The 24,024-nt window shown below is 70.4% G+C and carries 18 protein-coding genes, 1 tRNA gene and 1 riboswitch; of the genes, 6 read left to right on the plus strand and 13 right to left on the minus strand.

What is annotated here, in order from left to right; translation table 11 throughout:
* Window positions 1-2: 2 nt before the first annotated feature.
* Entirely contained in the window at window positions 3-362 is a 360-nt protein-coding gene (locus QT196_RS16015) for a hypothetical protein (protein WP_168479538.1), read from the minus strand.
* A gap of 98 nt (window positions 363-460) precedes the next feature.
* On the opposite strand from QT196_RS16015, the gene QT196_RS16020 reads away from it, so the two are divergent.
* Window positions 461-688: a DUF4287 domain-containing protein gene (locus QT196_RS16020; protein WP_042156435.1), complete on the plus strand. Its 228-nt coding sequence runs from the start codon at window positions 461-463 to the stop codon at window positions 686-688.
* Between the two features lie 142 nt (window positions 689-830).
* Here the strand turns inward: QT196_RS16020 and QT196_RS16025 are convergent, their stop codons facing one another.
* Window positions 831-1,709 carry a Bax inhibitor-1/YccA family protein gene (locus tag QT196_RS16025; protein ID WP_168479540.1) on the minus strand — a complete coding sequence of 293 codons (879 nt, stop codon included), beginning with the start codon at window positions 1,707-1,709 and terminating at the stop codon, window positions 831-833.
* 656 nt (window positions 1,710-2,365) lie between these two features.
* Between QT196_RS16025 and QT196_RS16030 the strand changes: the two genes are divergently transcribed.
* On the plus strand, window positions 2,366-5,212 hold the full coding sequence (locus QT196_RS16030) for a CDP-glycerol glycerophosphotransferase family protein (RefSeq protein ID WP_266738894.1): 2,847 nt from the start codon (window positions 2,366-2,368) through the stop codon (window positions 5,210-5,212).
* Window positions 5,212-6,381, plus strand: coding sequence for a glycosyltransferase (locus QT196_RS16035; RefSeq protein WP_168479542.1), 1,170 nt, complete (start codon window positions 5,212-5,214; stop codon window positions 6,379-6,381). The genes QT196_RS16030 and QT196_RS16035 overlap by 1 nt, the downstream gene beginning before the upstream one ends.
* A gap of 91 nt (window positions 6,382-6,472) precedes the next feature.
* Here the strand turns inward: QT196_RS16035 and QT196_RS16040 are convergent.
* Window positions 6,473-6,553, minus strand: a tRNA-Leu gene (locus tag QT196_RS16040).
* Window positions 6,554-7,025: 472 nt separating this feature from the next.
* Between QT196_RS16040 and QT196_RS16045 the strand changes: the two genes are divergently transcribed.
* Entirely contained in the window at window positions 7,026-7,838 is an 813-nt protein-coding gene (locus QT196_RS16045; RefSeq protein ID WP_290355117.1) for an ABC transporter ATP-binding protein, read from the plus strand.
* Between the two features lie 47 nt (window positions 7,839-7,885).
* A complete protein-coding gene (locus tag QT196_RS16050; protein WP_266738871.1) occupies window positions 7,886-10,420 on the plus strand; it encodes an ABC transporter permease in 2,535 nt (844 codons plus the stop codon).
* Between the two features lie 147 nt (window positions 10,421-10,567).
* On the opposite strand, the gene QT196_RS16055 is transcribed toward QT196_RS16050, so the two are convergent.
* The 10 genes from QT196_RS16055 to QT196_RS16100 form a co-directional block, all read right to left on the minus strand.
* A complete protein-coding gene (locus tag QT196_RS16055; RefSeq protein ID WP_168479548.1) occupies window positions 10,568-11,875 on the minus strand; it encodes a cyclopropane-fatty-acyl-phospholipid synthase family protein in 1,308 nt (435 codons plus the stop codon).
* A gap of 199 nt (window positions 11,876-12,074) precedes the next feature.
* On the minus strand, window positions 12,075-13,466 hold the full coding sequence (locus QT196_RS16060; protein WP_168479550.1) for an NAD(P)/FAD-dependent oxidoreductase: 1,392 nt from the start codon (window positions 13,464-13,466) through the stop codon (window positions 12,075-12,077).
* A gap of 462 nt (window positions 13,467-13,928) precedes the next feature.
* Window positions 13,929-14,924: a Ppx/GppA phosphatase family protein gene (locus tag QT196_RS16065; RefSeq protein ID WP_266738872.1), complete on the minus strand. Its 996-nt coding sequence runs from the start codon at window positions 14,922-14,924 to the stop codon at window positions 13,929-13,931.
* The gene (locus tag QT196_RS16070; RefSeq protein WP_168479554.1) at window positions 14,921-15,481 is read right to left on the minus strand and encodes a DUF501 domain-containing protein; all 561 of its coding nucleotides are present in this window, start codon (window positions 15,479-15,481) and stop codon (window positions 14,921-14,923) included. The genes QT196_RS16065 and QT196_RS16070 overlap by 4 nt, the downstream gene beginning before the upstream one ends.
* Window positions 15,482-15,585: 104 nt before the next feature.
* Entirely contained in the window at window positions 15,586-16,038 is a 453-nt protein-coding gene (locus tag QT196_RS16075; RefSeq protein ID WP_168479556.1) for a septum formation initiator family protein, read from the minus strand.
* Between the two features lie 157 nt (window positions 16,039-16,195).
* On the minus strand, window positions 16,196-17,482 hold the full coding sequence (gene eno, locus QT196_RS16080; protein ID WP_248001168.1) for a phosphopyruvate hydratase: 1,287 nt from the start codon (window positions 17,480-17,482) through the stop codon (window positions 16,196-16,198).
* Between the two features lie 350 nt (window positions 17,483-17,832).
* On the minus strand, window positions 17,833-18,486 hold the full coding sequence (locus QT196_RS16085) for a transglycosylase family protein (RefSeq protein WP_290355118.1): 654 nt from the start codon (window positions 18,484-18,486) through the stop codon (window positions 17,833-17,835).
* A 7-nt stretch (window positions 18,487-18,493) separates the two neighbouring features.
* Window positions 18,494-18,663, minus strand: a riboswitch (cyclic di-AMP (ydaO/yuaA leader).
* Between the two features lie 251 nt (window positions 18,664-18,914).
* Entirely contained in the window at window positions 18,915-19,991 is a 1,077-nt protein-coding gene (locus QT196_RS16090) for a transglycosylase family protein (RefSeq protein ID WP_290355119.1), read from the minus strand.
* Window positions 19,992-20,246: 255 nt separating this feature from the next.
* Window positions 20,247-21,581, minus strand: a complete 1,335-nt coding sequence (locus tag QT196_RS16095) for a cytochrome P450 (protein WP_266738874.1) — start codon at window positions 21,579-21,581, stop codon at window positions 20,247-20,249.
* 59 nt (window positions 21,582-21,640) lie between these two features.
* Entirely contained in the window at window positions 21,641-22,516 is an 876-nt protein-coding gene (locus QT196_RS16100) for a LysR family transcriptional regulator (protein WP_168479564.1), read from the minus strand.
* Between the two features lie 140 nt (window positions 22,517-22,656).
* On the opposite strand from QT196_RS16100, the gene QT196_RS16105 reads away from it, so the two are divergent.
* Entirely contained in the window at window positions 22,657-23,949 is a 1,293-nt protein-coding gene (locus tag QT196_RS16105; protein WP_266738875.1) for an MFS transporter, read from the plus strand.
* Window positions 23,950-24,024 lie beyond the last annotated feature (75 nt).

Consider the following 24,024-nt stretch of genomic DNA (forward strand, 5'->3'; position numbering starts at 1 on the left):
GCCTAGTAGCGGTCCGCCACCGCCCGCACGCACCGCACGGCCTCCGCCAGTTCGTCGGCGGGGGCCACTTTCGCGTCAGAGTTCGCCGTGCCGTCGGCCGAGTGGGCCGCCGCGGCCCGCAGTGCCTCGACAAGATCGTGCCCGGCCACCGCCAGTTGGTCGCCCGCCGCGAACATCCCGGCGTCCGGCAGCTCGTACGGCGGCTCCCCCGGCCGCTCGATCAGCTGCGCCCGGGTCGCCAACTGCCGGGCCAGTGCGAGCGCTTCGGCCGCGGCGCCCTGGCCGAGCCTGCTCTGGGGCAGCGATCGGAGGCGGTCGGCGAGGGCGTCCACGGCGGTCTGCAAGGGGGTCACGTCAAGCACGCCGTGAGCCTATGCGCCACTCCCGGGTGGTTGCCAACGCCCGAACGCTCAGGCACGGTGGCCTGAAGAACCAGCATCGACCGCGTCCGGAGGCGCCGATGTCTCAGCTCTTCTCCGAAGAGACCCACCGGAACATGCTCTCCCGTATCCCGCACTGCACCGGCCGGGAAATCTCCGACTGGCTCCGTACCGTTGACGAGGGCCCCGCCCTCTTCCGCTTCGATGAGAAGGTCAGCTGGCTCCGCGGCGAGCACAACCTCGCCTACGGCCACGCCAAGGCAATCGTCCACGAATACGATCTCAGGCGCGCCGCGCGCAAGTTCTGATCCCTGCCGCCGGACACCGTGCCGGTCCGGCTCAGAACATTCCCCTCATCCGGCACTCCGCACGTCGAAGGGCCCGCGGGCAGTTCGCCCGCGGGCCCTTCGACGGTTGCGCCGGCGCACGGGGCGCCGGCGTCGTGGGGCGTCAGTCGCCCCGGAGGATCGAGATCAGCCGCAGCATCTCCATGTAGATCCACACCAGGGTCAGCGTCAGACCGAACGCGGCCAGCCAGGACTCCTCGCGCGGAGCGCCGTAGGCGATGCCGTCCTCGACCTGCTTGAAGTCCAGCGCCAGGAAGAGCGCGCCGAGGACCACGCCGACGATGCCGAAGACGATGCCCAGACCGCCGCTGCGGAAGCCCAGACCCGCACCGCCGGCGAACGCCATGAACAGCACGTTGACCAGCGACAGCAGGACGAAGCCCATCGCCGCGATCATCACGAAGCGGGTGAAGCGCGCGGTGACCCGCACGATCCGCGTCTTGTAGGCGACCAGCATGGCGACGAACACCGCCATGGTGCCCAGCACCGCCTGCATGGGGGCGCCGTTCATGTTCGGCAGGCCGTTGAGGTAGCCGCTCAGCGCACCGAGGAAGAGGCCCTCCAGGGCCGCGTAGCCCAGGATCAGCGCGGGCGACGGCTTCCGCTTGAAGGACTGCACCAGCGCCAGCACCATCGCGACCAGACCGGCCCCGATGGCGAAGCCGAGGCTCTGGGTCAGGAACAGCCAGCCGACGGTGGCGCCCGCGATGACCGTGCCGAGCGTCATGCCCGTGCGCGCGACGACATCGTCCATCGTCATCGGGCGGGTCTGCGGGGTGTACTGCGGCGGCGCCTGGGTGGGGGCCTGGCCCTGGGCGTACGGGTTGGTCGGGTCCGCGTAGGGGTTGCCGCCCTGCGCGTAGGGGTTCGCTCCGGCGTACGGGTTCGCGGCGGCCCCGGCCTGCGGCGGTGCGTTGAAGCCCGCGTAGCCGGTGTCGCGGCTGAACCCCCGTCGCGAGAAGACCGGGTTGCTGCTCCTCATCTCACTCCTCCATGGCCGCCCTGCGCGGCCTTGACGGCAAGCGTAATGGCCTGGCAAAGGCGCGTCGCTAGTTCTTGAGCAGGATCTTTCCCTGAACCCGGGACGGCACATCCGCCATGAGGAGGACGTGCGGGAGGGCGCGGACGTGCCCGGAGCAGGATGCGGACCGCGGCGCGTCGCCGCGGCGGCCCGCTGTCGCACCGTCACACCTCCCGGTCCCGTCCCGGGCATTCCGGGTATTCGATCTCCGGCCACCGCCTTGCCGTCTTGTTGTCGTCCTCTTGTCGTCCTGTGGTCATCGTCCGTTGCCGTCATCCGCTGCCGACGGCTCGAACTGGGATTTCCCTTCTGCTCCGCCTGGGGCTTCTTCCCGCTGCCGCCGAACGGAATCCGATAAATGTCTGATCGCAACGGACGTCACCGGACCCGGCAGGCAACCGATTCGCGGGAGGGGCCGTCTTCCCTGCCGGCCGGAACTGCCCTGGTGGGTGGTTCCGCAGGGCTGACGCATGGTCAAGATCCGACCCCGGAGTGCCCCTTCTCGATGCACCCGCGCCTCACCGTCCGTAGCGCTATGGGCGCGATCGGTTGTAATCCGAGGGTACAGATAGGGCTATTCTGGCGGGAAACAGCAGCGAAAGAGGGTTGAGGTGCCTGTGCCTGACGTCTCAGTAGTCGTCATCGTCTACAACGACGCCGACCGGTTGCCGACCGCGGTTCAGTCCGTGCTGGACCAAACGCTCCGGGACGTCGAGGTGGTGATCGTCGACGATTGCAGCACCGACCGTTCTTTCGAAGTCGCGCAGCGGCTCGCGGCCGATCACCCCGGACGGGTCAGAGCCTTCCAGCTGCCGGAGAACAGCGGTGCGGGAGGCGAGCCGCGGAACGTCGGCATCGAGCACACCGAAGGCCGCTACGTCATGTTCCTGGACAGCGATGACGTCCTGGAAATCAATGCGTGCCGCAATATGCTGGAAGCCGCCGAGGAATCCGGCTCGGATATTGTTTCCGGTCTGTGCGTCCGGCTGCACAAGGACACCCGCAATCAGAAGCGCGACGAGTGGTACGCCTGGCTGTACTCCACGACCCGCACGCTGGAATCCGTCACAGAATTGCCGGACCTGTTCGTCTGGGACACCCTTTCCACCAACAAGTGCTATCGCCGGGACTTCCTTGTCGAGAACAATCTCCGATTCCCCAAGGGGATGTTCTACGAGGACCTGATGTTTATCGCCGATGCTTATCTGGCGGCGGGACGCATCACCCTGATTCCCAATCAGGTCTATTTCTGGCACGTATACGAACGGGCCGCCGTGAAGTCGGTGACGAACCGGCGCCACGAAATGACCAACTACACGCACCGGCTGGAGATCCACCGGCGCATCGACGCATTGCTGGCGGAACGCGGACTGGACGAGCTGAAGCTCGCCAAGGACGTGAAATTCCTCAAGCACGATCTGGTGCTGCATCTGCGGGATCTGCCGTTCCGCGACGATTCCTATCGGCAGGAATTCTGCGAGCTCTCCCGGGAATACCTCGCGAGCATCGCCCCCGAGGCGTACGAGCGGGTCCAGCCGATCCAGGCCATCTGCGCCTACCTGCTCCAGCAGGGTGACTGGGAGAACCTGATCCCGGCGGTCGACACCCTCATCAACCGCGACAAGGTCTCCTCGCCGCTTGCCGAGCACGACGGCCGGATCTACTGGTGCGACGGCCACCTCGACGACACCTTCGGGCGCGAGATCCTGGACGTGACCGACATCGGCTACCACGAGAAACCGGTCAACCAGCTGTTCCTGCGCAACCAGCTCACCCGCTTCAGCGCGTCCGGCAAGGCGGTCTCGCTGGCCGGCCGGATCACCAATCCGCTCGGCGTCATCCCGCCCGGTGCCCGCCTCAAGGGCCGGCTGGAGTTCAGCGCCCGGCGGCGCAGCCTCCAGTCCTTCCAGTTCCCGGTGCGGGAGCTGCGCCACGAGGGCGACACCGTCCACTGGGAGGCCACCGCGGACCTCACCGCGAAGCTGCGCCCGCTGGGCATCGTCGACACCATCTGGGACGTACGGCTGCGCCTGGACGTGGACGGGGTGCACACCACGACCCGGCTCACCGTCGCCGACACCGGGCTGTCCGAGCCGCTGCCGGTGCGGCCGCGGCTGACGCGGATGGTCGCCGACCATCTCGCACCGCATGTCTCGGCCAAGGGTCATCTGGCGTTCCGCCTGGTCAGCGAGGGCCGCAGCGCCGAGCGCGTGCAGGAGCTGATCAACCGCGGGGTGCGCGGCAAGCCGGGGACGCTGGCCAAGACCGGCTTCCGCAAGGCGAAGGCGCTGCGCCAGAAGGTCACCTCCGGCGACAACAAGCTCCGCGCCTACCACGAGGTGTTCTGCCGGCTGCCGATCAAGAAGCGCACGGTGGTCTTCGAGAGCCACCTGGGCAAGCAGTACAGCGACAGCCCGCGCGCCCTCTACGAGGAGATGCGGCGGCAGGGCCTGGAGTTCGAGGCGATCTGGTCGTACGCCGGGTCCCCGAAGGACTTCCCCAAGGACGTCACGCTCGTACGGCGCTGGTCGCTGCCGTATCTCAAGGCGCTGGCGCAGGCCGAGTTCTGGGTGGACAACCAGAGCTACCCGCTCAAGCTCACCAAGCGCCCGGAGACCACCTACCTCCAGACGTGGCACGGCTCGGCGCTGAAGAACATGGGCTTCGACCAGCCGGCGCTGAAGGCGCAGACCCGCCGGCAGCAGGAGGAGCAGCAGCGTTCGCTGGACCGCTTCGACCGCTTCCTGGTCCGCTCCGAGCACGATGTGCACACCCTGGCCAAGGCGTTCCGGCTCCAGGAGAAGACGCTGCTGCGGGCGGGATACCCGCGCAATGACGCACTGGTGCACGCCCGGGAGCGGGAGGCCGAGCGCGGGGTGCGTGAACGCGGGCCGCTGGCCGCGGAGTTGGGCATTCCCGAGGACCGGACCGTACTCCTTTACGCGCCGACGTTCCGCAAGGCGGGCGGGCGCCACGGGCGCTTCGAATTGCCCTTCGACGTGGAGCGTTTCGCCGATCAGTTCGGCGACCGCTATGTCCTCCTGGTGCGTTCGCACTACCTCAATCATGTGGTGCTGCCACCGACCGTGCAGGGCCGGGTCATCGACGTATCGGCGCGCCACGATGTGACGCCGCTGCTGGAGCTGGCCGACGGGCTGATCACCGACTATTCGTCAGTGATGTTCGACTATGCGCTGCTCGACCGGCCCCTGGTGTTCTTCACCTACGACTACGACGAGTATGTGCACGAGGGGCGCGGCACCTACTTCGATCTGCTGGAGCACGCACCGGGTCCGGTGGTCCGCACCGAGGACGATTTCCACGAGACGATCAAGTCGTTCGAGTCGCAGGCGCTGGAATACGCGAAGTGCCGCAGGGAATTCGTCGCCAAGTTCGGCGAATACGACCGGGGCGACGCCGCCCGGAGCATCGTCGATCAGTTTTTCGCCCAGTGGAGCCGTTGATGACCAAGTCGAACGCAGCCGAGCCGCGGGACATCTTCTTCGTGTCCAACAGCGTCAACGAGCTGGGTGGCATCACCAGTTGGTCGCACCAGATGGCGCGGCTGTTCAGCGAGCGGGGCCACCGGGTGCACCTCGTCGGCGTGGTGCCGGCCCCTGAGGGACGGGTCCAGGAGCTGGCCCCCGACGTGCCGTTCCGGACCACGACGCTGTACGCCGAGCACCCGCCGACCCTGACCCCGGTACGCGGCCTCAAGGACAGACTCAACCTCGTCGAGCAGCGCCGCCGGGCGGCCCGGGAAGCCGGAATGCGGGAGCAGGCGGCCAAGTTGAGCGCGCTGTTCCGGGCGGCGAAGCCCGGCGGGGTGGTGATCGTCACTCAGGTGTGGGCCATGGAGTGGGTCGCGCTGGCCGATACCGCGGGGCTGACGGTGTTCGGGATGAGCCATGAATCCTTCGACACCTGCCGCAAGTCCTCCCGGTTCGCCCGGGTCAAGCGGTTTTACCAGGACGTCGACCGAATGCTGACGCTCACCCGGGAAGACGCGGACCGCTGGATCCGGCAGCGGATGGACAACGTCGGCTTCATGCCGAACCCGCTGCCCTTCTTCCCCGAGGTGCCCTCGGACCGCTCCGGCAACTGCGTGGTCAGCATCGGCCGGCTGCACGAAGAGAAGGGCGTGGACCTGCTGTTGGAGGCCTGGGCCAGGGTCTCCCCGCAGCATCCCGACTGGACGCTGCGGGTCTACGGCTCCGGTGAGGAGGAGGAGGCGCTGCGCAAGCAGGCCGCGGAGCTGGGGATCACCGGCACGGTCGAGTGGATGGGCCGGACCGGCGATGTGCCGGGGGCGCTGCGCAAGAGCGCGGTGTTCGCGCTCAGTTCGCGGGGTGAGGGCTTCCCGCTGGCGCCCATGGAGGCGATGGCGACGGCCGTGCCGTGTGTGGCGTTCGATGTGGCGCCCGGCGTCCACGAGATCATCACGGACGGCGTGGACGGCTTCCTCGCCCCGCCGGGCAATATCACCGAATTCGCCCGGCATCTCGACGCCCTGATGTCCGACAAGGAGCTGCGGGACACGATGGGCGAAGCCGCCCGGGAGAACATCCAGCGGTTCTCCACGGAGGAGATTGTCGGCCGCTGGGAGAGCTTGTTCGCGCTCGTGGAGCGCTGAGCCGACAACTCACAATGCGAGAAGGGGCCGCCGGCTTTCCCCGGCGGCCCCTTCTCGTTGAAAATTCAGTTAAGCTCCGCTGCGAGCGGAGTGCCCGGAGCCGGACTTGAACCGGCACGGCCGTAGGCCAGCGAGGTTTAAGCTCGCCGTGTCTGCATTCCACCATCCGGGCCTGGGATCCCCCATGGCACCTCAAAGAGGGCAGCACGAGCGTAGCCCGCAGTGCACGACACACATCGGCCGCTCTTCCCGAGGTTGTCTTATTTTATTGGCAACTGAGTGAGCATCAGCGACCGGTACGGGCCTTCGGCACATGCCTGAAGCCCACCTTCGGCGGGAAGCCCCCCGGCGCATTTTCATGCCCGAATTGACGGAAACTCGATGCCTCGCCGGGGTGGCCGTCGCCCCCGTCCGGCCGACCCTCCGGCGGCCGTGAGCAAGGCAACAGCATCTGGAGTCGCCTCCTCCGCAGGGATGACGGACGGACCCCCGATACGTCCCAGGGGTGGTCGAAAGCGACCACAGGGGTTGACGTGCTCACCCCTCCCCCGGGCCCACGATGGAGAACGTCCGCGGTCCGTCCGCCACCCGGGTCCCCGGGGCCGCCGCGGGCCTGATCCCTCGTACGACAGGAGCACCCTCCCGTGACCACCCACCACTCCGGCGTCGCCACCGCCCCCCGCGCCACCACGGCGGCCGCCCGCGCCACGGACCTCACCAAGGTCTACGGACAGGGCGAGACCCAGGTGGTCGCCCTGGACGCGGTCTCCGTCGAGTTCCGGCAGGCCCAATTCACCGCGATCATGGGCCCCTCGGGGTCCGGCAAGTCGACGCTGATGCACTGCATGGCCGGACTGGACGCCATCTCCGGCGGCTCCGCCCGGATCGGCGACACCGAACTGACCGGCCTCAAGGACAAGAAGCTCACCCAACTCCGGCGCGACAAGATCGGCTTCATCTTCCAGGCGTTCAACCTGCTGCCGACCCTGACCGCCCTGGAGAACATCACCCTGCCCATGGACATCGCGGGCCGTAAGCCGGACCGCGCCTGGCTGGACCGCGTCGTGCAGACCGTCGGCCTGGCCGACCGCCTCAAGCACCGCCCCAGCCAGCTCTCCGGCGGCCAGCAGCAGCGCGTCGCGGTCGCCCGCGCGCTCGCCTCCCAGCCCGAGATCATCTTCGCCGACGAGCCCACCGGCAACCTCGACTCCCGCTCCGGCGCCGAGGCCCTCGGCTTCCTGCGCAACTCCGTACGCGAACTGGGCCAGACCGTGGTGATGGTGACCCACGACCCGGTCGCCGCCTCCTACGCGGACCGCGTGGTCTTCCTCGCCGACGGCCGGATCGTCGACGACATCGCCGGCCCGACCGCCGACAGCGTGCTGGAACGCATGCGGAACCTCTCCGGGGGCGGCCCGCGGACCCCCGGTTCCGACGCCACCGCCCGCACCAGCTGATCACCGGCAGCCACCCGCGCTCCGCACCACTCCTCCAGGACTGACTCATGTTCCGCACCGCCTTGCGCAATGTGCTTGCGCACAAGGCCCGGCTGCTGATGACCGTGCTCGCCGTGATGCTCGGCGTGGCCTTCGTCTCCGGCACCCTGGTCTTCACCTCGACCCTCTCCGACGCCTTCCGCAGCAGCTCCCAGAAGAGCCTCGAACACGTCGACGTGGCCCTTGAGCCGCCGCAGTCCGACGCGGGCCCCGGGAGCCCCGAAGACACCTCCCAGGTCGACCAGAAGCTGCTCGACACCGTGAACCGGGTGCCCGGCGTCGCGGCCACCACCGGCCTCGCCTCCGGCTACACCGGCGTCGCCGACAAGCACGGCAAGCTGCTCGGCACGGGCCTCTCGACCCGCGGCAGCAACTACTTCCCGGGCAAGGACGGCAAGGACGCGCGCTACCCGATGCGGGACGGCGCCGCCCCCAAGGGCCCGGACCAGATCGCGCTGGACTCCCGCACCGCCGACAAGGCCGGCTACCGGGTCGGCGACACCGTACGGATCTCCGTCGACGGGCCGGTCCGGGAGCCGAAGCTGACCGGCATCTTCACCACCGACGACGCCCGGGCCTCGGCCGGCGGCACCCTCACGCTGTTCGACACCCCGACCGCGCAGAAGCTGTTCCGGATGCCCGGCGGATACAGCGTGGTCCAGGTGACCGCCGCGGCGGGGATGTCCCAGACCGCCCTGCAGCACGCGGTCGAGCGGGCGCTGCCCCCGGGCAGTGCCGAGGTCATCACCGGCAAGCAACTCGCCGACGAGCAGGCCGACATGATCGAGCAGCAGATGGACGGGATGAAGACCGGGCTGATGGTCTTCGCCGGTATCTCGCTCTTCGTCGGCATCTTCCTCATCGCCAACACCTTCACCATGCTGGTCGCCCAGCGCACCAGGGAACTGGCGCTGCTGCGGGCGGTCGGCGCCGCCCGCCGCCAGGTCACCCGCTCGGTGCTGATCGAGGCGTTCCTGGTCGGCACGATCGCCGGTGCGACGGGCCTGGTGGCCGGTATCGGCGTCGGTGCGGGCCTGCGCGCGCTGGTGAGCAGCACCACCGGGCAGCTGCCGGACGGACCGCTGGTGGTGGCGCCGACCACGGTGCTGACCGCGCTGGCCGTGGGCATCGTCATCACGGTGCTGGCCGCCTGGCTGCCGGGCCGGCGCGCCGCGAAGATTCCGCCGGTCGCCGCGATGAACAGTGTGCACGTCCCCGCCACCACCAAGTCGCTGGTGGTCCGCAACAGCATCGGCGCGGTCTTCGCGGGTCTCGGTACCGCCGCTGTGCTGGCCGCCACCGGTATGGACGACGGCCGCAGCACCATGGGTATGGGAGCGGTGCTGCTGCTGATCGGCGTCTTCATCCTGACGCCGCTGCTCTCCCGCCCGCTGATCGCGCTGGCCGCCCCCGTCCTGCGGACGTTCGGCACCGCCGGCATCCTCGCCCGGCAGAACGCGCTCCGCAATCCGCGCCGTACCGCCACCACCGCCTCGGCGCTGATGGTCGGGCTGACCCTGATCACCGGACTGACGGTGATCGCGACCAGTGTCCAGAAGGGCGTCGACAAGCTGGCCACCGAGTCGCTGAAGGCCGACTACGTCATCTCCATGGACAGCGGGCAGCCGCTCTCCCCCCAGCTGGAGAAGGCGGTCGACGCGGCGGACGGGGTGGTGGCCAGCAGCCCGCTGCGCAAGGTGATGGCCCAGAGCGGCGACGAGATCGAGATGCTGAACGGCGTCAACGGCCGGGAGTTCGACGCCCTGACCCAGCTGAACTTCACCGAGGGCGCGCTCGGCGAACTGCGCGGCACCCGGGCCGTCGTGGACGGCGACACCGCGAAGAACAAGCACTGGAAGACCGGCTCCCGTGTCCCGGTGACGTTCCCCGACGGCAAGAAGGCCACGCTGACCCTCTCCGGCGTCTACGAGGGCAACGACATGTTCCGCGGCCTCGTCCTCGACAACGCCACCCTGGCACCGCACCAGAAGCACCTCGCCGACGACCAGATCCTGGTCAAGATGGCCGACGGGGCCACCGACGGCAACAAGGACACCCTGGCCAAGGCGCTCGGCAACAACCCGGCCATCACCGTCGCCGACAAGAAGGACGTGTCCGAGGGCATCTCCCGATCGGTCACGATGATGCTGAACATGCTCTACGGCCTGCTGGCCATGGCCGTGATCGTCGCGGTCCTCGGCGTCATCAACACCCTGGCGATGTCGGTCTTCGAACGCTCCCAGGAGATCGGCATGCTGCGCGCCATCGGCCTGGACCGGCGCGGGGTCAAGCGCATGGTGCGGCTGGAGTCGCTGGTGATCTCGCTGTTCGGCGGGGTGCTCGGCGTCGGCCTGGGCGTGTTCTTCGGCTGGGCGGCCGGTGAACTGATCAGCGCTGCGATGCCGAGCTACGAACTGGTGCTGCCGTGGGGGCGGTTGGGCCTCTTCCTCGGCCTGGCCGCGCTCGTCGGAGTGCTGGCCGCCCTGTGGCCGGCCCGCCGCGCGGCCCGGCTGAACATGCTCAGCGCGATCAAGGCCGACTAGCCGCCCGGTTTCAGGCGGCCCCGGCGGGCGCCGTCGGGGCGGCCTCTTCCGCCCCCGCCCCCGCCCCCCCACCGTCACCGGCCCTCCCCCCTTCGGGGGGAGGGCCGGTGGGGGCGGGGGAGGGTGTGTGGGTGAGGTAGGGGGGCGTCAGCCGGTCCAGTCCCGCGCCCGCAGCGGCGTCCCCGCGTCCCCGGGCTCCGGGGTCCGGACCGCCAGCACCTGGTTGACTCCTATGCGGTTGCGCTCGAAGGACAGCGCGCACGCGGCCATGTACAGCCGCCAGACCCGGGCCCGGCCGGGGGAGGTGAGCCGCGCCGCCTCGTCCCAGTGCCGCTCCAGGTTGGCGACCCAGCTGCGCAGCGTCAGCGCGTAGTGCTCCCGGATCGCTTCCACGTCCCGGACCTCGAACCCGGCCTCCTCCAGCTGGCCGACGGTCCGGCCGACCGGCGCCAGCTCACCGTCCGGGAACACATACCGGTCGATGAACTCATCGACGTGATACGCCTCCTCGTCCGCGACCGGTCGCCGGGCGATCTGGTGGTTGAGCAGTCGTCCACCGGGCTTGAGCAGGGAGTACAGGGCGTCGGCGTACTCCGCGTACTGGGTGCGGCCGACGTGCTCGGCCATCCCGATCGAGGAGATCGCGTCGAACGGCTCGTCATGGATCTCGCGGTAGTCCTGCACCCGGATCTCGATCCGGTCGGCGAGCCCGGCCTCGGCGATCCGCTTACGGGCGAAGCCGGCCTGCTCCTCGGAGAGGGTGATACCGACCGCCCGGACGCCGTACTCGCGGGCCGCGTGCAGCACCATCGAGCCCCAGCCGCAGCCCACGTCCAGCAGCCGCTGCCCCTCGCGGAGGCCGAGCTTGCGGCAGATCAGGTCGAGCTTGTCGCGCTGGGCGTCCTCCAGCGTGGCCCGGGGGCTCTCCCAGTAGGCGCAGGAGTAGACCATGGACGGTCCGAGCACCAGGGCGTAGAAGTCGTTGCCGACGTCGTAGTGGTGGCTGATGGCTTCCTTGTCGCGCCGCAGGGTGTGCAGCGGTCCGCGGCGGCGTCGGAGCTCTTCCGCGGGCGGCGTCGGCGGCACCGGGGCGCCGGCCAGGGTGAGCATTTCCCGGGCGGCGGCGCGGATCTCGGGGCGGGCCAGGGCGCGTACGAGGGCGGCGCGCGGCGGTTTGGGGGCGTCGTCGCGCTCCCAGATCAGCCCGGCGAGCCGGTCCAGCGCCTCGTAGAGATCGCCTTCGATGTCGAGGTCGCCGGCCACCCAGGCGCGGGCCAGACCGAGTTCGCCCGGCCTGAACAGCAGCCGGCGCAGGGCCCGGCGATGGCGGATGACGAGGGTGGGTGCCCCCGGCGGGCCGGACTCGCTGCGGTCCCAGGCGCGGATGCGTACCGGGAGCGGTGCTCCCAGTACCTCCTCGGCGAGCTTGGTGAGCCGTCCAGCGGCATCGGCCATGTCGCACACCTCCGTGTTGACGAGTCGGGCGAAGAAGATTCACCCACCACGTAAACGCCAATGGGGCGCCCAGTTAGTCCCGTTCACACGTAAGAGAACCGCACACCGCCCGCTTTGCGCCAGAGTGGACACGCCAAAGGGCGCCCGCCCCACGGATGGCGGACGCCCTTCGGGCTGGTCGGAGTAGCCGACCGGGAATTCAGGAGGCCTTGGCCTTCGTCTTGTCCCCGGCCTCGGCGGCGGTCGGCGGGGCCGGCGCCGGCTTGGCGGCCTCGTAGAACTCCTCGCGGGGGTTCTCCATGGCGCCGAGCGAGACGACCTCGCGCTTGAGGAACATGGCCAGCGTCCAGTCGGCGAAGACCCGGATCTTGCGGTTGAACGTCGGCATCGCCATGCCGTGGTACGCGCGGTGCATGTACCAGGCGAGACGGCCCTTGAGCTTGATCTTCACCTTGCCCATGACGATCATCGCGACGCCCTTGTGCAGGCCCAGACCGGCGACCGCACCCTTGTTGGCGTGGCTGTACTCCTTCTGCGGGAAGCCCCGCATACCGGAGAGCACGTTGTCGCCGAGGACCTTGGCCTGCCGCAGCGCGTGCTGCGCGTTCGGCGGGCACCAGGCGTTCTCGTTGCCGTTCTTGCGGCCGACCATGTCCGGGACCTGGGCGTTGTCGCCTGCGGCCCAGATGTAGTCGGTGCCCTGCACCTGGAGGGTGGTGCCGGTGTCGACGTGGCCGCGCGGGCCGAGCGGCAGACCGAAGCGGGCCAGCGCCGGGTTCGGCTTGACGCCCGCGGTCCACACGATGGTGTTGGAGTCGACCTCAAGGCCGTTGTTGAGCTTCACGTGGCCGTCGACGCAGGAGTCCATGCCGGTCTTGAGGTAGACCTCGACGCCGCGGCTCTCCAGGTGCTCCTTGCCGTACGCACCGAGCTTCGGGCCGACCTCGGGGAGGATCTTGTCGGCGACGTCGACCAGCAGGAAGCGCATGTCCTCGCGCTTCACGTTGTTGTAGTACTTCGCGGCGTCGCGGGCCATGTCCTCGACCTCACCGATGGTCTCCGCACCCGCGAAGCCACCGCCGACGAAGACGAAGGTCAGCGCCTTGCGGCGGACCTCCTCGTCGGTCGTGGAGTCGGCCTTGTCCAGCTGCTCCAGCACGTGGTTGCGCAGGCCGATGGCCTCTTCCACGCCCTTCATGCCGATGCCGTTCTCGGCCAGGCCGGGGATCGGGAAGGTGCGGGAGACCGCGCCCATCGCGATGACCAGGTAGTCGAAGGGCAGCTCGTACGCCTCGCCGACGAGCGGCGCGATCGTGGCGACCTTGCGATCCTGGTCGATGGTGGTGACCCGGCCGGTGAGGACCTCCGCCTTGGGGAGCACGCGTCGTAGCGGCACCACGACGTGGCGGGGGGAGATGCTGCCGGCAGCAGCTTCGGGGAGGAAGGGCTGGTACGTCATGTACGAGCGCGGGTCGACGACCGTGACGGTCGCCTCGCCGTACCGCATCTGCTTGAGGATGCGGCGTGCCGCGTACAGGCCTACGTACCCACCGCCTACAACGAGGATCCTGGGACGCTCCGTGGTGCTCATGCAATCGAGTATCCACCCCCACATGGGGGGTCGCTCGTGAGCCCCTTCACAAGCACCGGAGGGGTGTCTGCTACACTCCGCCGGCTTCGTGACCGACGCCATAGTCCAAAGCGGAACCACTGTGCACCACAAGGCGTTGGACACCCGCGTTGATCAGGCGTTGTTCCGGCGTCACGGCCCGTCGAGCGGCCGAACCGCCATCGCCACGGGCGCTTCGGCGCGGCTTACGGAACCGCGCATTCACCGGGTCGAGAAGACCTAGGACCTTCGATTGAGGGCCGAACACTGAGATTGTTCGTCCAACGACAGGGTTTTTCATGTGAAGGATTTCACGAACTTTCTTCCCGGAGCCCGCTGTGAAGCCCGCCGAAGCACCCTGAAAGCCGCTCAGCCGGGCCGCGGGTCCGCTCAAAAAGCCGGGCGGCAGAGGCCGTTGCCGACCTCTGCCGCCCCGTGCTCATCTCAGCCGGCGAGACTCCAGGCGATGCCGTCCAGGATGTCGTGCTCGCTGACGACGACCTCCTCGGCGCCGGTCCGTTCCATGATCGACAGCAGCACCAGCGCACCCGCGGCGATCACGTCGACCCGGCCCGGGTGCATGACGGGGATGGCCGCGCGCTCGGCGTGGGTGGAGGACAGCAGCCGGTCGGTGATCTCGCGGACCGTCGCCAGGGAGATCCGGGAGTGGTGAATGGCCTCGGACTCGTACCGGTCCAGGCCCAGCGCGATCGCGGCGACCGTGGTCACCGAGCCGGCCAGGCCCACCAGGGTGGCCGCCTCGCGCAGCGGGACGGTCTCCTCGGCCTGGTCCAGCGCCGTGGCGACATCGGCCTTTATCGCGGCGATCTGGCCCGGGGTGGGCGGGTCGCTGATCTCGCCCTCGTGCACCAGATGGCGCTCGGTCATCCGTACGCAGCCGACGTCGACCGAGCGGGCGGCGCGGACCGAGTCGGCGCCGAGGACGAACTCGGTCGAGCCGCCGCCGATGTCCACCACCAGGAACGGCCGCTCCAGGCCCACCCGTCGCCCACCACCGCCCTTCCCGGGAAGGCGCTCCGCGCCTGCTGCCTCGATGCCGGTGAGCTCCTTGGTGGCGCCGTTGAAGGAGAACTCGGCCTCCTGGTCGCCGGTGATCACCTCGGGCTCCACCCCGAGGATGTCCACCACGCCGCGGACGAAGTCGTCGCGGTTCTCCGCGTCCCGGGAGGCGGAGGTCGCCACGAAGCGGACCTGTTCGGCGCCCAGGCCCTTGATCACCGCGGCGTACTCCCGGCAGGCCGCGAAGGTGCGCTCCAGCGCCTCGGGCGCCAGCCGCCCGGTGCGGTCCACGCCCTGGCCCAGCCGGACGATCTGCATCCGGCGGTCGAGGTCCTTCAGCTCACCCGTCGCCGGGTCGGCGTCCGCGACCAGCAGCCGGATGGAGTTCGTACCGCAGTCGATGGCGGCGACCCGCTTCACGTGGCGTCTCCTTCGGGGGTGTCCCGGTCTCCGGTGGTGTCCTGGCACGGGGTCACACACGGCCCCTTCTTCCACCACTCCGGCAGCATCGCGAGGGCCTCGTCACCGAGCGGGTTGACGCCCGGCCCGGCCGCCAGCGAATGGCCGACGAGGACGTGCAGGCACTTGACCCGGTCGGGCATACCGCCCGCGCTCGGGAAGCCCGCCAGCACCTCGATGGCGTCCCGCCGCCGGATGTAGTCCTCGTGGGCGGCCCGGTAGGCGGCGGCAAGCGCAGGGTCGGTCGCCAGCCGTTCGGACATCTCCTTCATCACGCCGTTGGCCTCCAGCGTGCCGATCGCGGAGGCCGCGCGCGGGCAGGTGAGGTAGTAGAGCGTGGGGAAGGGAGTGCCGTCCTCCAGGCGCGGCGCCGTCTCGACGACATCCGGCTGGCCGCAGGGGCAGCGGTGCGCGATGGCGCGCAGCCCGCGGGGCGGGCGGCCGAGCTGCTGCTTGAAGGCGGCGATGTCCGCGGCGGTGGGCTCGGTGGGCTCGGTCTGGGGCGGGGGCGTGTCCATGTGCGCTTTCGATGAGGTGAGTGGTGTGGAGGGGACGGTGCGGCGCGGCGAGCCGTCCGCTGTCGACGGTACGGGCTGCCGCCCGCGAGCGGTACGGGCCGGCGTCACCGCTTGTCGGCGGCGTCGACGGCGTCCCACAGATTCTCGTACCAGGGGCGCTGCGCCGCCCGCGCCCCCTTGGGTGCGGGGCCGGTGCCGGAGCCGTCCGGGACGATGTATCCGGCCTCGCCCGGCAGGACGTAGTGCAGATGCCGGCGGGCCTGCTGGCGTACGAACGCGGGGTCCTGCCAGCGGGCCTTCTGCTCGCGCAGCCGGTCCAGCGCCGCACCGGCGTCCTGGGCCTTACGGCGCTGCTCGGCGATGTCGGAGCGCTGGGAGACGTACTGCCTTATGGGATACGCGAGCGCGACGACCAGGGAGCACATCACCAGCGCCAGCAGGGCGGCACGGCCGGTGAGGCGGTTGCGGCGGGGCGGCCGGGCGCGGTAGACGCGGGCGGCGGCCTGCTCGCCGAGCGCCTTGAGTCGGGTCGCGGTCGAGAACCGGTCCGCGGGCACGTCGTCTCCCCTTCACTGACGGACGCCTGACTGCTTCAAGCAGGTACGTCCCCGGCAACGGTACGGGACCGTCGCCGGGGACGTACGGGGCGCGGGGCGATTGCCTCGCCCGTTCAGCCCCTGCTGCCCTGTCCGGCCTGGCAGCGGGCCGTCTTCGTCAGCTGCCGTGGCGGAAGCGCGGGAAGGCGGAGCGGCCGGCGTAGACCGCGGCGTCGTCGAGGATCTCCTCGATGCGCAGCAGCTGGTTGTACTTGGCGACGCGCTCGGAGCGGGCCGGGGCGCCGGTCTTGATCTGGCCGCAGTTGGTGGCGACGGCGAGGTCGGCGATGGTGACGTCCTCGGTCTCACCGGAGCGGTGCGACATCATGCACTTGAAGCCGTTGCGCTGGGCCAGCTCGACGGCGTCCAGGGTCTCGGTCAGCGAGCCGATCTGGTTGACCTTCACCAGCAGCGAGTTGGCGGAGCCCTCCTCGATGCCGCGGGCCAGGCGCTCGGGGTTGGTGACGAACAGGTCGTCGCCGACCAGCTGCACCTTGGCGCCGAGCTTGTCGGTGATGACCTTCCAGCCGGCCCAGTCATCCTCGAACAGCGGGTCCTCGATGGAGACCAGCGGGTAGGCCGCGACCAGCTCCTCGTAGTACTCGGTCATCTCGGCGGCCGAGCGGTCCTTGCCCTCGAACTGGTACTTGCCGTCCTTGTAGAACTCGGAGGCGGCGACGTCCAGCGCGAGCGCGATGTCCTGGCCGGGGGCGTAACCGGCCTGCTTGATGGCCTCCAGGATGAGGTCGAGGGCCTCACGGTTGGAGCCCAGGTTCGGGGCGAAGCCACCCTCGTCACCGAGACCGGTGGACAGGCCGCGCTCCTTCAGGACCTTCTTGAGGGTGTGGTAGACCTCGGTGCCCCAGCGCAGCGCCTCGGAGAAGGACTCCGCGCCGATCGGGGCGATCATGAACTCCTGGATGTCCACGTTGGAGTCGGCGTGCGACCCACCGTTGAGGATGTTCATCATCGGGACGGGCAGGACGTGCGCGTTCGGGCCGCCGAGGTAGCGGAACAGCGGAAGGTCGCTGGCCTCGGAGGCGGCGTGCGCGACGGCGAGGGAGACGCCGAGGATGGCGTTGGCGCCGAGCGAGCCCTTGTTGTCGGTGGCGTCCAGGTCGAACATCGCCTGGTCGATCAGCCGCTGCTCGGTCGCGTCGTAGCCGACGAGCTCCGGGCCGATCTGCTCGATGACGGCCAGGACGGCCTTCTCGACGCCCTTGCCGAGGTAGCGGTTCGGGTCGCCGTCGCGGAGCTCGATGGCCTCGAAGGCGCCGGTGGAGGCGCCGGACGGGACGGCGGCACGGCCGGTGCTGCCGTCGTCGAGGCCGACCTCGACCTCGACCGTGGGATTACCTCGCGAGTCGAGAATTTCGCGGGCTACGACGACGTCGATCGACGGCACGTTGTCTCCTTCGTGGGTGTCTGGCGTTCTGCGCATGAGCCTAACGGCCCCGGGCTCGTCCGCCTGCCCTTGGCCCGCTCCGTGGGACGGAACACCCCCGAAAACCTGCCCAAAGGCCCAGCGGGCGGGACGTTTGGCACATTGTTCGCCGAGCGGGAGAAGTCGCGGAACGGCGCCGGTCAGCGGCCTGCCGCCGGGCGGCGCGCGCCGGGTGCGGGCCCGGTGCGGCCCGGAACGGGAGAAGCCCCGCCACGGCGCGCTGGGGGGAAGGGCGCGCCGTGACGGGGCGGTCTCACGGAGGGAAAGGGGGCCCGCCGCTCGGGCCCTCAGGAGCCCCGGTGAGCTCCGGCTCAGACGTTGAGCTGCTGACCCGGCATGATCAGGTTCGGGTTGCCGCCGATGACCGACTTGTTGGCCTCGTAGACCGACTTCCAGTTGGTGCCGTGCGCCTTGGCGATCTTGGCGAGGGTGTCGCCCGCCTTGACGGTGTAGTTGCCGTGGCCGGTGGACTTGCGCTCGGCGGAGCGCGAGGCACGGTCCTGGGACGGGGCCTTCTTGACCTCCGGCTTGGCCGACTCCTGCTTCGGCGCGGACTTGGTCTGCGCGGAGGTGTCGACGTCGGGGGACGGACCACCGGCGGTCAGGTTGCCCGCACCGGCGCAGGACCAGGCGCCCGGGCCCTGGATGGCGAGGAGCTTCTCGGCGGCGGAGATCTGCTGGGCCTTGCTGGCCAGGTCGGCGCGCGGCGCGTACTTGGTACCACCGGCGGCGGCCCAGCTGGAGTTGGAGAACTGGAGGCCACCGAAGTAGCCGTTACCGGTGTTGATCGACCAGTTGCCGCCGGACTCGCACTGGGCGACCTTGTCCCAGGTGGCGACGGAGGCGGCGGAGGCGGAGGTGGCACCCATCATCGGGACGGCCACGGCGGCACTGGCCACACCGGCGAGGGTGGCGACGCGGACGGCCTTGGAGGGACGACGGTGCTTGCCCTTGAAGATCAGCATGGTTCGTTCGTTTCCTCACCGACGCCTACGAGGTGAGCTGTCGGGTTCGGGCTGATGAGTCGCCCGGCCCGGTACGCAAGCGCACCTGGCTTCACCCCAAGCCGGTTGACCCGTTTTCACGGGCGGGGCCGGCACTTACCTTGGGTCCCCCGCTCCTGCCTTCGGCGCTTGCGCGTCAAGTGCCTTCGACCACCGGCAGGATTCGGCGCGTGATCGAGGGGCTCGCTTTGGCGAGCGATCCTGACGTTAAGCAGTAATACCCCTGGGGTTCAAACCCCACCATCTGAACCAAGTTGACCGCTTTTGATCACGGGTTGATTACGTATCCGCAGGTGGGGCCCGGTATGCCGGTGTTGAGCACACCGGACCCCACGAGAGTCAACGAGACCCTTGTCTCACTTTCCCAAAAGAGGGCGAAGGGTGCCGAACTACCCTGCGTTCCGCCCGAGATCGAGCTGCTGACCGGGCTGGATCAGGTCCGCGTCGGACCCGATGACGCCCTCGTTGCGGTCGTAGAGCGCGGCCCAGCCGCCGGGCAGCCGGTGGGCCGTGGCGATGGCTGACAGGCTGTCACCCGGGCGCACCGTGTAGTCGCCGCCGGCCGCCGGGCCCGTACGGTGCGCGTCATCGCCGCGCGAGGCGTGCCGGCCGCCGGACCTGCCGTCGTCGTCCTTGGCGCCCTCGTCGCCCGCCTCACCGCGGTGCTTGCCCTTGGCGGGCACCTCGCGGGGCGTGCCGGTGCTGTCCGTGCGGCTGCCGTCCCCGGACGGGTCCGTGGAGGGGCTGCCGGACGCGTCGTCGTCGGACGGGGCGTCGTCGGACGGGTCGGCGGACTGCGACGGGTCGTGGTCGTCGTCCCGGTCGCCGGGCGTGGCCGGGTCGGACGGCTCCGGGCTCGTGGACGCGTCGCCGGGCTCGCCGGAGTCCGAGGCGTCGGGCGAGGGCGTCGCGTCGGACGGCCGCCTGTCCTGCTCGTCGCCCTGCTCATCGCGCGGCGCGTCGTCCTTGCCGGCGGAGTCCCCGTGGTCGTGGGAACCGGAGGTGTCCCAGGGGTCGAGGGAGCCCTGCGAGTCCGACGGGTCGGGCGCGGGGGTGCTGGTGCTGCCGGGGTCGACCTCCGGGGCCTTGCCGTCGCCGGTCAGCCCCGCGTTCACGGCGCAGCTCGGCCAGGCGTCCGGCCCGCGGTCGTCGAGGATCGACTCGGCCACGGCGATCTGCTGGGAGCGACTGGCGTAGTCGGGGCGCGAGGCGTAGGCCGAGCCGCCGTAGTCGTCCCACATCTCCTGGGTCAGCTGGAGGCCGCCGTAGTAGCCGTTGCCCGAGGCGGCGCTCCACACGCCTGCACTCTCGCACTGGGCGACCTTGTCCCAGGTCGCGGTGTCGGCGGCGTGTGCGCCGCTCGCCCCGAGGAGGGGGAGGGCGAAGCCGGCGCCGGTCACTCCCGCCGTGACAAAGATGGCCGGTGCCTGACGGGGGCGACGATGTCGGCCGTTCCCGGAACGCATGCGGATGCCTTTCGCGCGGCGGTTGAGTTGTCGACGAGCTCTTCGAGCTGCTCGACGAGGCTTCCGGCCGGCCGACGCACGCGAGCGGCACCGTATACAACGGTCCCCCACATCGCCGCTTCGACCGATCGAGTGAAGCCTGTCGATCGTAGGGTCGAAAGGTAGCCGGGGTCACGGGTAGTCACAAGTCGGTGTAGCGGAGATCACGTAAAGGTCACGCAGTTGACTCTGCGTCACATATGGCCTTGTCGCTGGTCAGAGCCGATCCGGAGTGAACTCCACCGGAAGTGAACGCAGTCCGCGCATGATGAGCCCGCCGCGCCAGCGCAAATCGTCCGGTTCCGCCGCAAGCCGGATGTCCGGGAGGCGGGTCAGCAGGGTCGCCAGCGCGGTCTGTCCTTCGAGCCGGGCGAGCGGCGCACCCAGGCAGTAGTGGATGCCGTGCCCGTATCCCAGATGCTGGTTGTCACGCCGGGTCAGATCGAGCACATCCGGCTCCTCGAAGCGCGCCGGGTCGCGGTCGGCGGCGGCCAGCACCACCAGGACCGGGTCCCCCTCCGCGATCCGCTGCCCGCCGAGCGTCAGCTCCTCGGTCGCGAACCGCCAGGTCGCCAGCTCCACGGGGCCGTCGTAGCGGAGCAGTTCCTCGATGCCGGTGGTGAGCAGCTCGGCGTCGCCCGCCGCGATCGACTTCTGGAGCAGCTCCCGCTGGGCGGGGTGGCGCAGCAGCGCGTAGAGGCCGTTACCGATCAAGTTCACGGTGGTCTCAAAACCGGCGAACAGCAGGATAAAGGCCATCGCTGCGGCCTCGTTCTCGGTCAGATGCTCCCCGTGGTCGGAGGCCCGGATCAGGGCGGAGATCAGATCCTCGTCCGCCTCGGCGGTGTCGCCCAGCGACGCGCGCTTGCGGTGGATCAGCTCGGCGAGATAGCCGCGCATCTTCTTGACCGACTTTGCGACGCCGCCGCGCGGTCCACCGCCGTGCCCCGCTTTCGTGTGTCGCAGCATCATGCCCGCCCAGTCCCGGAAGTCGTCCTGGTCCTCGCGCGGCACCCCCAGCAGATCGCAGATCGCGTAGATGGGCAGCGGGAACGCGAACTCATGGATCAGATCGGCCTGCCCCGCGCCGCCCGGCTTGGCGATCATGGCGTCGATGAGCTGGTCGGTCAGCTCCTGGACCCGCGGGGCGAAGGCGGCGACCCGGCGCGGGGTGAACGCCTTCGAGACCAGCCGGCGCAGCCGGGTGTGGTCCGGGGGGTCGATATTGAGCAGATGCGTCATCAGGTTCGCGCTGCGCTCCCCCGGGATGCCGACCTTGCCCTTGCCGTGCGCGGCCTCGCTGTGGTGGACCGGGTTCTTGGACAGCCGGGCGTCGGCGAGCGCCTGCCGCGCCTCGGTGTACCGCGTCACCAGCCAGGCCTCGACGCCGCTGGGCAGCTCGGTCCGGTGCACCGGCGCATGCTCGCGCAGCCAGGCGTACGCGGGGTACGGGTCGGCGGCGAACTCCCAGGTGAACAGGGCGGGGGCGGGCCCGGCGGCGGGGCAGCCCGCCGGGGCGTCGGCGGCGGGGGTGTGGGGCTTGTCGTGCACCTTCCGACCGTAACCGCTGGGCGCACAACGGCGCGCCCGCGCACCGGGCGGGGGCCCGGCTACGAGACCTCCACCCCCAGCCCGGTCAGAAAGGCCACCGCCGCCGGCGACGGGCCGAGGCCGCTCCACACCACCCGCTCGGTGCGCTCGGGCGCCGGGCGCACCCGCACGATGTGCAGCCCGGCCAGCTCGGAGGCGATGGCCTCCGGGACCATGCCGACGCCCAGGCCCGCCCGCACCAGCTTCGCCAGGAACTCGACCGTGGTCACCTCGAACGCCACCTCCGCGGTCAGCCCCGCCGCCCGGAACGCGTCATCGCGCTGCCGCCGGGCCGCCGACCCCGCCGTGAAGTCGACGAAGGTCTCCCGCGCCATCCGCGACAGCGTGGTCCACTCCCGCCCCGCCAGCGGATGCCCCGGCGGCACGATGGCGACCAGCTCGCCACGCGCCAGCTCCTTCTCCCGTACGCCGACGGTGCGGGCCCCGGGCACCAGCCCGACGAACGCGACGTCCAGCACGCCCTGCCGCACCTGCTCGATGAGCTCATCGCTCATGTCGGTCTGCAGACTGATCCGCACCTGCGGGCACCGCGTACGGAAGGCCCCCAGCTCACGGGCGAGGTCCACGGCCGCGACGGTGGTGATCGCGCCGACCGCGAGCCGGCCGCGCACCTCCCCGGTCGCCGCCGCCACCTCGGCACGGGCCCGCTCGGCCGCCTCCAGCGCCTGCCGGGCGACCGGGACGAACGCCTCCCCGGCGGCGGTCAGCCGGACACTGCGGCTGGTCCGGTCGAAGAGCCGGGCCCCGAGCTCCTTCTCCAGCCGGGCGATCTGATGGCTGAGCGCGGACTGCACCACATGACAGCGCTCGGCGGCCCGGGTGAACCCGCCGGTCTCGGCGACCGCGACCACATACCGCATCTGCTGAAGCTCCATACGAACCGACCCTAGACCGATCGATCTGCATCCACGATCGATGCGATGACAACGATGTGTTGGACTCATCGATCGCCCGGCCCCAGGCTGGAACGCGCCCGCCGCCGCGGTGGCCGTGGGCGCACAGAGGAGGTCAGGTCATGGAGACCGAGCACATACCGGAGCCGGCCGCCGGGGACACCGCCGCGACGCGACCGGGCCTGGGCCGCGGCACCCTGCTGCTGATGTCGGTCGCCGCCGGACTCTCCGTCGCCGGCAACTACTTCGCCCAGCCGCTGCTGGACGTCATCGGCCGCGATCTGCACCTGTCCGCGTCCACCGCCGCGCTGGTCGTCACCGTCGCCCAGGTCGGCTACGGCCTCGGTCTGCTGCTGCTCGTCCCGCTCGGCGATCTGCTGGAGCGGCGCGGGCTGGCCGTCACCCTGACCGCGCTGACCGCGGTCTTCCTCACCGTCACGGCGAGCGCGCCCAACGCCGCCCTCCTGCTCACCGGCACCGCCCTGACCGGACTCGCCTCGGTCGCCGCCCAGGTCGTGGTGCCGTACGCGGCGACCCTCGCGGCACCCGCCGAGCGCGGCCGGACCGTCGGCACCGTCATGACCGGGCTGCTGCTCGGCATCCTGCTGGCCCGTACGGCCGCCGGGCTGCTCGCCGAACTGGGCGGCTGGCGCACCGTGTACTGGGTCAACGCGGCGCTGATGCTGCTGATGGCGGTACTGCTGCGGCTCCGGCTGCCGGCCCTGCGCACCACCGCCGGGCTGCGCTATCCGGCGCTGCTGCGCTCCACGCTGGCGCTGTTCCGCCAGGAGCCGGTGCTGCGGTGGCGGGGCGCGCTGGGCGCCCTGACCTTCGCGGGCTTCAGCGTGCTGTGGACGGCGCTGGCGTTCCTGATGTCCGGGCCCTCCTACGGCTGGCAGGAGTCGGCCATCGGGCTGCTGGGCCTGGTCGGCGCGGCCGGCTCACTGTCCGCCTCGGTGGCCGGACGGCTGGCGGACCGCGGCCTGGCGCACCGGGTCACCGGCGCGGCGGCGTTCCTGCTGCTGGGTTCGTGGGGCTTGCTGGCCCTCGGCGGAGCGGGCGGCGCCTGGTCCCTGGCCGCGCTGCTCGCCGGGGTGATCATCCTGGACCTGTCCGCACAGGCGGTCCACATCAGCAACCAGAACCTGGTCTACGCGGTGCGCCCCGAATCCCGTAACCGCCTCAACTCCGCCTACATGACCAGCTACTTCGTGGGCGGCGCGATCGGCTCCGCACTGACCTCCGCGGTCTGGGGCGCCGCGGGCTGGCACGGGGTGTGCGTGCTGGGCGCGACGCTGGCCGCCGTGGTCGTGGCCCTGTGGGCGCTGGAACGCATGCGCCGGCGTGCGGCCGGCGGGGGCCGGAAGGGGGCGGTCGCGGAAAGCGAGGCGGTGACGCCGTCGGTCAGGTGCTGACTGAGCGGGGCCGCTGGTGATGTCGTGGCTGAGCGGCGCCGGCCCACCCGGCGCGCGCCCTCTGTATTAAGCGGC

Source organism: Streptomyces sp. P9-2B-2, from assembly GCF_030406865.1.
In the GTDB taxonomy this organism is placed as follows: Bacteria; Actinomycetota; Actinomycetes; order Streptomycetales; family Streptomycetaceae; genus Streptomyces; species Streptomyces platensis.

Bases quoted from the DNA above. Each gene is read 5' to 3' on its own strand.
- QT196_RS16060 (WP_168479550.1), bottom strand. From the start codon at position 13,466: ATGAGCACCACGGAGCGTCCCAGGATCCTCGTTGTAGGCGGTGGGTAC.
- QT196_RS16085 (WP_290355118.1), bottom strand. From the start codon at position 18,486: ATGCTGATCTTCAAGGGCAAGCACCGTCGTCCCTCCAAGGCCGTCCGC.
- QT196_RS16020 (WP_042156435.1), top strand. From the start codon at position 461: ATGTCTCAGCTCTTCTCCGAAGAGACCCACCGGAACATGCTCTCCCGT.
- QT196_RS16070 (WP_168479554.1), bottom strand. From the start codon at position 15,481: ATGGACACGCCCCCGCCCCAGACCGAGCCCACCGAGCCCACCGCCGCG.
- QT196_RS16090 (WP_290355119.1), bottom strand. From the start codon at position 19,991: ATGCGTTCCGGGAACGGCCGACATCGTCGCCCCCGTCAGGCACCGGCC.
- QT196_RS16055 (WP_168479548.1), bottom strand. From the start codon at position 11,875: ATGGCCGATGCCGCTGGACGGCTCACCAAGCTCGCCGAGGAGGTACTG.
- QT196_RS16050 (WP_266738871.1), top strand. From the start codon at position 7,886: ATGTTCCGCACCGCCTTGCGCAATGTGCTTGCGCACAAGGCCCGGCTG.
- QT196_RS16100 (WP_168479564.1), bottom strand. From the start codon at position 22,516: ATGGAGCTTCAGCAGATGCGGTATGTGGTCGCGGTCGCCGAGACCGGC.
- QT196_RS16025 (WP_168479540.1), bottom strand. From the start codon at position 1,709: ATGAGGAGCAGCAACCCGGTCTTCTCGCGACGGGGGTTCAGCCGCGAC.
- QT196_RS16105 (WP_266738875.1), top strand. From the start codon at position 22,657: ATGGAGACCGAGCACATACCGGAGCCGGCCGCCGGGGACACCGCCGCG.
- QT196_RS16035 (WP_168479542.1), top strand. From the start codon at position 5,212: ATGACCAAGTCGAACGCAGCCGAGCCGCGGGACATCTTCTTCGTGTCC.